This window comes from Collinsella sp. AM16-21 (genome assembly GCF_003471905.1).
Taxonomy (GTDB): domain Bacteria; phylum Actinomycetota; class Coriobacteriia; order Coriobacteriales; family Coriobacteriaceae; genus Collinsella.
In genome coordinates this window covers 1-1901 of sequence record NZ_QRKJ01000034.1, presented here as the reverse complement: position 1 = coordinate 1901, position 1901 = coordinate 1, and the positions used below count along the sequence as shown (strand labels likewise).

At 54.0% G+C, this 1901-nt stretch carries 1 protein-coding gene; it reads right to left on the bottom strand.

The window, feature by feature from the left end:
- Positions 1-595: 595 nt before the first annotated feature.
- A complete protein-coding gene (locus DW180_RS10055) occupies positions 596-1720 on the bottom strand; it encodes an aminotransferase (RefSeq protein ID WP_118238521.1) in 1125 nt (374 codons plus the stop codon).
- Positions 1721-1901: the final 181 nt, after the last annotated feature.

Genomic DNA, 1901 nt, shown 5'->3' with positions numbered 1-1901 from the left:
GGCACGTGCAGACCTTTCGTCATGGCCTCCTACCTTTCTTTCGGGCCCCTGTCAGGGCCGATTCGTTAGCGCCCCTCCGTGTGAGGCGTTATTGCTGACGACATATTTATATCCAAAATCAGTCCATACTTCCACCTCGCCCCCGAACGGTTTTATATGAGGGGTGAACGGCATACACATATACTTCACGCATGGCACACTTTGATATAATAAAGTGTATTTACGTGCTAAAACGCGTTTTCAGTCCAAATAGCAAATGGAACTTAACTTTATTAAACCACCCTCAAATTGCATATTTCTAATAAAGCTATGAATAGAATTAGCGATTCATACCGAGTCTCAACCATTTTCATTTTTATTCAGAAAAAAGTTTGTCCTATTCATTTCTGGTATGCATATTACCGTTTACCAGACGCTTGGTACCGTTCACCGGAAGTTCAGTATAAGGCCCAACGAACACCGGCTCGCCTTACGGCCTCATTTGTAACAACTTGACTTCTCGGTATAGAAAAACAGACCCGCTCCCCTCATGGGAAACGGGTCTGTTATCGATAATCGTAGACAGATTTGAGCGGCTTTGAGAGCCGTCGGAATCCTAGCGATCGAACTCCGCCAGTGCCTCGCCCAGAAGCCTCAGGCCCTCGCGAAGAACGTCTTCGCTCGCGCAGTAGCCCAGACGCGCGCCGCAGGGAAGCTCAAAGCGGCTGCCGGGAACCAGCAGCACTCCCCTCTCGGCCAACAGGCGCTTGCAGAACTCCTCATCGTCCTCGGGAATATCCAGCTGGATAAACGAGGTGGATACGCCCTGCGGCGCCGTCCAAGAGACGCGGCTCTGCGTATCGATCCATGCCTGAGCGATATCACGGTTGTCAAACACGATCTTGCGGTTGCGCTCAAGGATCTTATCCTTGTGCTCGAGCACGTAGGTCGCCAGGGCGTCGTTGAACACGCCGCCGCAGATCATGGTGTAGTCACGATAGGTGCGGATGCTGTTGGAGACCTCTTCGTTGGCCACGACCCAGCCCACGCGAGCCGCAGGCGTCGAATAGGTCTTGGACACCGAGTTGGTGACAATGGCCTTCTCGTACACGTCGGCCATCGATATAAAGGACTCGGTGTTCTCGAGCGGCAGATACACCTCGTCGCACAGCACATAGGCGCCCACCGAACGGGCGATCTCGGCAATCTGGCCGAGCGTATCGGCATCGAGCACCGTACCGATGGGGTTCGATGCGTTATTGATGCAGATGAGCTTGGTGTTGGGGTGAACGAGGTGCTTGAGCTGTTCGATATCGGGCTTCCAGCCGAGCTCCTCGCGAAGCTCCCAATACTCGACCTCGGCACCGAGCGTACGCGGAATCTCATAGAGCGGCGCATAGGTGGGCCACTCGGCAATCACATGGTCGCCGGGCTCGACCACGGCCATGATGGCGTTGAGGTTCGCGCCCGTGCAGCCGTTGGTCTGCAAAATGTGATCGGGATTGACCTCGCGACGATACAGCTTGGCGACTTCGGCCTTAAACTCCGGCGAACCCTCGATCCAGCCGTAATTCATCTTCTCGCGATCCAGGCGCTCGTAGAACGTAGCACCGTCCTGCTCGTCAAGTGCGCGAAGCTCACCCATGGTCAGCGACGAGATCGTCGACTGAGCGATATCCCAGGTAGCACTCTTCTCCCAAACGTTGAGCCAATCCTCAACGCCAATTGTCTTGATATCCATGGCCACCTTATCTGATCTTAATTTAGCGTCAATAAACATGAATGGGACGGTGCGAAAGAACCGCACCGTCCCATTGGGAGACATCTAATGTCAGCTAGATGTTTGTAGTAAGACCTGTACGGGTCTTTGAAAACCTTAGAGGTCCTCGCGCCAGAAGGGCATGCTCATGCAGCGCGGGCCG